The 6,124-nt window shown below is 74.4% G+C and carries 8 protein-coding genes; 5 read left to right on the top strand and 3 right to left on the bottom strand.

Features of this window, described 5'->3' with window-relative positions:
* A partial coding sequence (locus NH602_RS27000) for a glycosyltransferase family 2 protein (RefSeq protein ID WP_253069250.1) occupies positions 1-590 on the top strand: 590 nt, incomplete at its 5' end.
* A 56-nt stretch (positions 591-646) separates the two neighbouring features.
* Here NH602_RS27000 and NH602_RS26995 read toward each other — a convergent pair.
* Positions 647-1,210, bottom strand: coding sequence for a hypothetical protein (locus tag NH602_RS26995; protein WP_179760010.1), 564 nt, complete (start codon positions 1,208-1,210; stop codon positions 647-649).
* Positions 1,211-1,240: 30 nt separating this feature from the next.
* Positions 1,241-1,861, bottom strand: coding sequence for a LysE family translocator (locus tag NH602_RS26990; protein WP_179760011.1), 621 nt, complete (start codon positions 1,859-1,861; stop codon positions 1,241-1,243).
* A gap of 81 nt (positions 1,862-1,942) precedes the next feature.
* Between NH602_RS26990 and NH602_RS26985 the strand changes: the two genes are divergently transcribed.
* The 3 genes from NH602_RS26985 (at position 1,943) to NH602_RS26975 (ending at position 4,441) form a co-directional block, all read left to right on the top strand.
* Positions 1,943-2,425: an Lrp/AsnC ligand binding domain-containing protein gene (locus tag NH602_RS26985; RefSeq protein ID WP_253069249.1), complete on the top strand. Its 483-nt coding sequence runs from the start codon at positions 1,943-1,945 to the stop codon at positions 2,423-2,425.
* A gap of 35 nt (positions 2,426-2,460) precedes the next feature.
* On the top strand, positions 2,461-3,966 hold the full coding sequence (locus NH602_RS26980; protein ID WP_253069248.1) for a CoA-acylating methylmalonate-semialdehyde dehydrogenase: 1,506 nt from the start codon (positions 2,461-2,463) through the stop codon (positions 3,964-3,966).
* Between the two features lie 205 nt (positions 3,967-4,171).
* Positions 4,172-4,441, top strand: coding sequence for a hypothetical protein (locus NH602_RS26975; RefSeq protein ID WP_157818236.1), 270 nt, complete (start codon positions 4,172-4,174; stop codon positions 4,439-4,441).
* A gap of 44 nt (positions 4,442-4,485) precedes the next feature.
* Here the strand turns inward: NH602_RS26975 and NH602_RS26970 are convergent, their stop codons facing one another.
* Positions 4,486-5,670, bottom strand: a complete 1,185-nt coding sequence (locus NH602_RS26970; RefSeq protein WP_253069247.1) for an alcohol dehydrogenase catalytic domain-containing protein — start codon at positions 5,668-5,670, stop codon at positions 4,486-4,488.
* A 128-nt stretch (positions 5,671-5,798) separates the two neighbouring features.
* On the opposite strand from NH602_RS26970, the gene NH602_RS26965 reads away from it, so the two are divergent.
* A complete protein-coding gene (locus NH602_RS26965; protein WP_179760015.1) occupies positions 5,799-6,104 on the top strand; it encodes a hypothetical protein in 306 nt (101 codons plus the stop codon).
* Positions 6,105-6,124: the final 20 nt, after the last annotated feature.

Below are 6,124 nucleotides of genomic sequence, written 5' to 3'. Positions count from 1 at the left end.
GCAACGCCGGGGCGGGCGCCGCGCTCGCCGGCGGGGCGACGCTGCTGGTGTTCCTCGACGTCGACTGCCTGCCCGGGGACGGCCTGGTCGACGGCTACCTCCGCGCCGCGGCACGACGCCCGGACGCACTGCTGTGCGGGCCGGTCACCTACCTGCCGGCGGGGGTGCTGCCGGAACGGGACCTGCACCGTCACACCGACCCGCACCCGGCGCGCCCGGCGCCGGCCGACGGGGCACTGGTCGCCGAGCCGCGCCGGGAGCTGTTCTGGTCGCTGTCGTTCGCCGTCACCGCCGACGCGTGGCGGGCCGGCGGCGGGTTCTGCGAGGACTACGCCGGCTACGGCGGCGAGGACACCGACTTCGCGCTCTCCTGCGGGCTGGACCTGGTGTGGGTGGGCGGGGCGCACGCGTACCACCAGCACCATCCGCCGGCCCGGACCGACCCGGCCCGGATCGCCGAGATCGTCGGCAACGCCCGGCTGTTCCACGACCGCTGGGGGTGGTGGCCCATGGCGGGCTGGCTGCGCGAGCTGCACGCGACGGGCGCAGTGGAGTTCGACCCGGTGCGTGACGTGTTGCGGGTCGGGTGAGACCGGCCGGAGCGACGTCCGGGCGAGCGGCAGCGGCCGACCGTCTCAGCGCGGGGTCACTCCGGGCCCTGGGAGCGCAGTTCCTCCACCCGTCCCATCGCCTCGCGCAGGTCGGTCAGCCACTCGTCGGCGTGCCGGCCGACCAGCCGCACCGACCAGGCCAGCGCGTCCGACCGGGACCGGGCCACGCCGGCGTCGACGAGGGTGTCGAGCACCGCCCGCTCGGGCTGACGCAGCCGGGTCATCACCGGCACCGAGATCGTCGTGAACAGCTCGCGCGTCCCGCCGATCCGTGCGCCCCAGGCGACCTTGCGCCGGTAGCGGCTCTCGGCCTCGCGGGCGATCTCGATCCGCCGGTCCCGGGTCTCCTCGCGGAACCGCGAGATCCGCCCGGTCTCGGCGGCCGCGGCGTCGGCCCGTCCCGCATCGGTGTCGGAGTGGTCGCCGCCCGGCGGGGGCAGCTCCCCCACCACGACGATCTCGTCCCGGTCGACCGTCACCTCCGGCGCGCCGGTGAACCACCCGTCGGGCAGCCGTCCGGTGAACCACGCCGCGGCGTCGTCGGCCGGGGGGAGGTCGGCCTGCTGCCAGCCGCCCCGTCCGCGTCCTCGTCCTGTCATCGCGCACCTCCCGCATCGATGATTACAGGATTACACCGTAATGAGCTGGGACGCCAGCAGGACGGCGCCGAGGGTCACCATCGCGGCGCCCGCGACCCGGGACACGACGCGCGCCGCGGCGGGCCGCGCGGCCAGGACGGTGCGGGCGCCGACGCCCACGCCGGTGTAGACGAGGGCACAACCCAGCACGTGCACCAGGCCGAGCAGGAGGATCTGCCCGCCGACGGGGACCGCGGCGGCCGGGTCGGTGAACTGCGGCAGCAGCGCCAGGAACAGCAGCAGCGCCTTCGGGTTGAGCCCGCTGACCCCGGCGCCGCGGACCAGGTCGCCCAGCCCGGATCCGCCGCCGTCCACGGCCGCGGCGGCGGGGCCGGCCGGGCGGAGCAGCGTCGTCGCGCCGAGCACCAGCAGGTAGGCGGCACCGACGGCGGTGAGCACGGTGAGGACCTCCGGCCGGCGCGCGACGACCGCCGCAATCCCGGCCGCGACGAGCGCGGCGAGTGCCAGGTGCCCGCTGAGCAGCCCCGCCAGCGACGGCAGCACCGTCCGCCCGCGCAGCCCCGCGCGGATCATGTACGCCCAGTCCGCGCCGGGCGTGAGGACCAGCAGCAACGACAGGCCGGAGAACCCCAGCACGCTTCCGATCGGCATGCCCCGACGGTAGGCAGGATGCGCCGCCAGGTGTTCCCGATGTTCCCATCACACGCCCTGTATTGTGCAAAAATCCCCTCCGTGGACGTGATTGATCGGAAGATTCTTGCCGAGCTGCAGGCCGACGGCCGTCTGACCGTCACCGAGCTGGCCGAACGGGTGCGGCTGTCGGTGTCGCCGTGCCACCGCAGGTTGCGCGCCCTGGAGTCCTCCGGGGCGATCGCGGGCTACCGCGCCCACCTCGACGCGCACCGGCTCGGCCTGGGCTTCGACGCGCTGGTGTTCGTGACCATGCACGAGGCCGTGCAGGACACGGTGCAGGCGTTCGAGTCGGCCGTCGAGGACATCGAGCAGGTCGTCGCCGCCCAGCGGCTCTTCGGCGACCCGGACTACCTGCTGCGGATCATCACCCGGGACCTGCCCGCGTTCCAGCGGCTCTACGACGAGCGCCTCACCACCCTGCCCGGGGTGCAGCGGCTGTCCTCGACGCTGGTCATGAAGGACGTCGTCGCCGGCCGGGGGCTGCCGCTGGAGCACGGGCTCGCCCCCGGCCGGGCCGGGTGAGACGCTGGCGCCCGACCAGCTGAGAAGGGCCGATCATGACGAGCACGTTGCAGAAGACGCTCCACCACTGGGTCGCGGGAGCGCGGGTCGAGGGCACCTCCGGGCGGACGTCCGAGGTCACCGACCCGGCCACCGGCGAGGTCACCGCGCACCTGCCCCTCGCGAGCGCCGACGAGGCCGCCGCGGTGATCGCCGCCGCGAAGGCCGCGTTCCCGGCCTGGCGCGACACCTCGCTCACCACGCGCACCCAGATCCTGTTCCGCTTCCGCGAGCTGCTCGACGCCCGCGCCCCGGAGCTGGCCGCGCTGATCACCGCCGAGCACGGCAAGGTGCTCTCCGACGCCGCGGGCGAGGTCGCGCGCGGCCAGGAGGTCGTCGAGTTCGCCTGCGGGATGCCGCACCTGCTCAAGGGCTCGGCGACGGAGAACGCCTCCACCGGCGTCGACGTGCACTCGGTGCGCCAGCCGCTGGGCGTCGTCGGGATCATCAGTCCGTTCAACTTCCCGGCGATGGTCCCGATGTGGTTCTTCCCGGTCGCGATCGCCACCGGCAACACCGTGGTGCTCAAGCCCTCGGAGAAGGTGCCCTCCGCCGCGCTCTGGATCGCCGAGCTGTGGTCCGAGGCCGGCCTGCCCGACGGCGTGTTCAACGTCCTCAACGGGGACAGGACCGCCGTCGACGCGCTGCTGACCAGCCCGGACGTCAAGTCCGTCAGCTTCGTCGGCTCCACCCCGATCGCCCGCTACGTCTACGAGACCGGCACCGCGCACGGCAAGCGCGTCCAGGCGCTCGGCGGGGCGAAGAACCACATGGTCGTGCTGCCCGACGCCGACCTCGACCTCGCCGCCGACCAGGCGGTCAACGCCGGGTTCGGCTCCGCGGGCGAACGCTGCATGGCCGTCTCCGCGCTCGTGGCCGTCGGCGCCATCGCCGACACCCTGGTCTCGAAGATCGCCGACCGGGCCCGCGCCCTGCGCACCGGCGACGGCCGCCGCTCCTGCGACATGGGCCCGCTGGTCACGCGGGCCGCCCAGGAGCGTGTGTCGGGCTACATCGACGCCGGCGAGTCCGAGGGCGCCACCGTCGTCGTCGACGGCAGGCAGGGCGAGTTCGACGCCGACGGGTCCGGCTTCTTCGTCGGCCCCACCCTGCTCGACCACGTCGGCACCGACATGTCCGTCTACACCGACGAGATCTTCGGCCCGGTGCTGTCGGTGGTGCGCGTCGAGACCTACGCGCGCGCCGTGGAGCTGATCAACGCCAACCCCTACGGCAACGGCACCGCGATCTTCACCAACGACGGCGGCGCCGCCCGCCGCTTCCAGAACGAGGTCGAGGTCGGCATGATCGGCATCAACGTGCCGGTGCCCGTGCCGATGGCCTACTACAGCTTCGGCGGCTGGAAGAACTCGCTGTTCGGCGACACCCACGCGCACGGCACCGAGGGCGTGCACTTCTTCACCCGGGGCAAGGTCGTCACCACCCGCTGGCTCGACCCGAGCCACGCCGGGCTGAACCTCGGCTTCCCGACCAACACCTGAGGTCACCCGGCGCCGGTGCATCCGGACACCGTCCGCGGCCGTCCGTCCGGCACACCGACGTACAGCACGATCGCGGGCAGCCGCGGGCGTTCGCCGGAGCAGCTCGGGGGCAGGGTTCCGCGGCCGACCCGCCCCGTCCGCGGCGCCCGACCACGCGGTCCGGGGCCGCACGTGTGAGGGCGGCCGCCGGAGGTACCCCTTCCGCATGACCTCCTTCCTGGGACGACTGGTGGACCGGCTGCGCGGACGCGGCCCGGCCGAGGACGTCGAGCCCGACCCGAACCTGGCCAACTCCCGCGAGACCGGCGGCCTGCCCCGGGAGGACGGCGACTCGGCGTCCACCACCGGCACCGGCGCGTCGGGCGAGTTCGTGGGCCGCGTGGCCGGGCGCGACGAGGGCTACGCGGGCCGGACCGGCGCCGAGGCCCGCGCGGAGGCGCTCGCCGAGGAACACCGCGAGGACGAGGCCCGCTGACCGGTCCCCCGGCCCCGGGACCGGACCCGGGGGCGGTGCCGGGCTCAGGGGGTGAAGAGCACCTTCACCGCACCGTCGGTCTTGTCCTGGAACATCGAGTAGGCCTGGGCGGCCTCCTCCAGCGGCATCCGGTGGGTGGCGAAGTGGTCGACGCCGAGCGGGTCGTCGTCACCGAGCAGCGGGAGCAGGTCGGGGACCCAGCGCCACACGTTGGCCTGCCCCATCCGCATCTGCACCTGTTTGTCGAACAGGGTGAGCAGCGGCAGCGGGGTGGCGCTGCCGCCGTAGACCCCCGACAGGGAGATCGTGCCGCCCCGGCGCACCGCGCCGATCGCCAGCTCCAGCGCCGCGGTGCGGTCGCTGCCCGCGGTCTTCATGACCGTGCGGCCCAGCCCGGAGGGCATCGCGGCCACGACCTTCTGGGCGGCGGCCGCGACCGGGGACCCGTGGGCCTCCATGCCGACCGCGTCGATGACGGCGTCGGCGCCGCGGCCCCTGGTCATCGACCGGATCGCACCGAGCACCTCGTCGTCGCCGTGGCTCAGGTCCAGCGCCGGGATCCCACGCGCCTCGACCCGGGCCAGCCGCTCGGGCACGAGGTCGACGCCGACCACCTGCCGCACGCCCAGGTGGGCGGCGATCCGGGTGCACATGTCCCCGATCGGTCCGAGCCCCAGCACCACCAGCGTCCCGTCGGCGGGGGTCGCGGCGTACTGCACGGCCTGGTACGCCGTCGGCAGCACGTCGGACAGGAACAGGAACCGGTCGTCCGGCGGCCCCTGGGGCACCCGGATCGGCAGCGAGTTGCCGAACGGCACCCGCAGGTACTCGGCCTGTCCGCCGGGCACCTGACCGTAGAGCGCGGTGTAGCCGAACAGGGACGCGCCGGTCCCCTGTTCGCGGTTCTGCGTGGTCTCGCACTGGGACTGCAGGCCGCGCCCGCACATCCAGCAGTGCCCGCAGCTGACGTTGAACGGGATCACGACGCGGTCGCCGACCGACAGCTCGGTGACGGCGGGCCCCACCTCGGCCACCACGCCCATCGGCTCGTGGCCGAGGACGTCGCCGGGCGACAGGAACGGGGTGAGCACCTCGTAGAGATGCAGGTCGGAGCCGCACAGGCCGGAGCTGGTGATCTGCACGACCACGTCGTCGGGCTGCTCGACGACCGGGTCGGGGACGGTGTCCACCCGGACGTCGCGGCGGCCGTGCCAGGTCAGGGCACGCATGGGGTCCTCCTCGATGTCGCCGGTGGTGCGGGCGCCCGGCTACCCGGGCGCCTCCCGGCGAAACCGGCATGGGCGTCCGGCCGGCGGGTAGGCGTCGGCGGTCACACCCCCACCACCGGAGGACCGCCATGGAGCCCCAGCCCGTCACCGAGGACCCGGCCGGCCCGGCCGACGGCGTCACGAACCGCCTCGAGCCGTACGTCGCCTGGCTCGCGACACAGGTCGGCGACGAGGCGACGCGGCGCCGCTACCGCGAGGTCGCCGAGGCGTTCCTGCGTTTCTCCGCCGCGGACCGGGGTGCGCCGGGGACCCGTGGTCAGCGGTTCGTCGTCGCCCACCGCGACCGGGCCGCCCCGGAGACCACACGGGCCGCGATGGACCGCCTGGTCGAGTACGACGCCGTCGTGCGGTGCACGCTCCCCTTCGACGCCTGAGGCCGCGGCAGCGCGCGCCC

This window comes from Pseudonocardia sp. McavD-2-B (assembly GCF_024124365.1).
In the GTDB taxonomy this organism is placed as follows: Bacteria; Actinomycetota; Actinomycetes; order Mycobacteriales; family Pseudonocardiaceae; genus Pseudonocardia; species Pseudonocardia alni.
The sequence above is the reverse complement of the archived record's forward strand: the minus strand, read 5'-3'. Positions and strand labels throughout refer to the sequence as shown.

Excerpts from the sequence above, each read along its gene's own strand:
- NH602_RS26995 (WP_179760010.1), bottom strand. The coding sequence starts at position 1,210 with ATGACAGGACGAGGACGCGGACGGGGCGGCTGGCAGCAGGCCGACCTC.
- NH602_RS26990 (WP_179760011.1), bottom strand. The coding sequence starts at position 1,861 with ATGCCGATCGGAAGCGTGCTGGGGTTCTCCGGCCTGTCGTTGCTGCTG.
- NH602_RS26980 (WP_253069248.1), top strand. The coding sequence starts at position 2,461 with ATGACGAGCACGTTGCAGAAGACGCTCCACCACTGGGTCGCGGGAGCG.
- NH602_RS26975 (WP_157818236.1), top strand. The coding sequence starts at position 4,172 with ATGACCTCCTTCCTGGGACGACTGGTGGACCGGCTGCGCGGACGCGGC.
- NH602_RS26970 (WP_253069247.1), bottom strand. The coding sequence starts at position 5,670 with ATGCGTGCCCTGACCTGGCACGGCCGCCGCGACGTCCGGGTGGACACC.
- NH602_RS26965 (WP_179760015.1), top strand. The coding sequence starts at position 5,799 with ATGGAGCCCCAGCCCGTCACCGAGGACCCGGCCGGCCCGGCCGACGGC.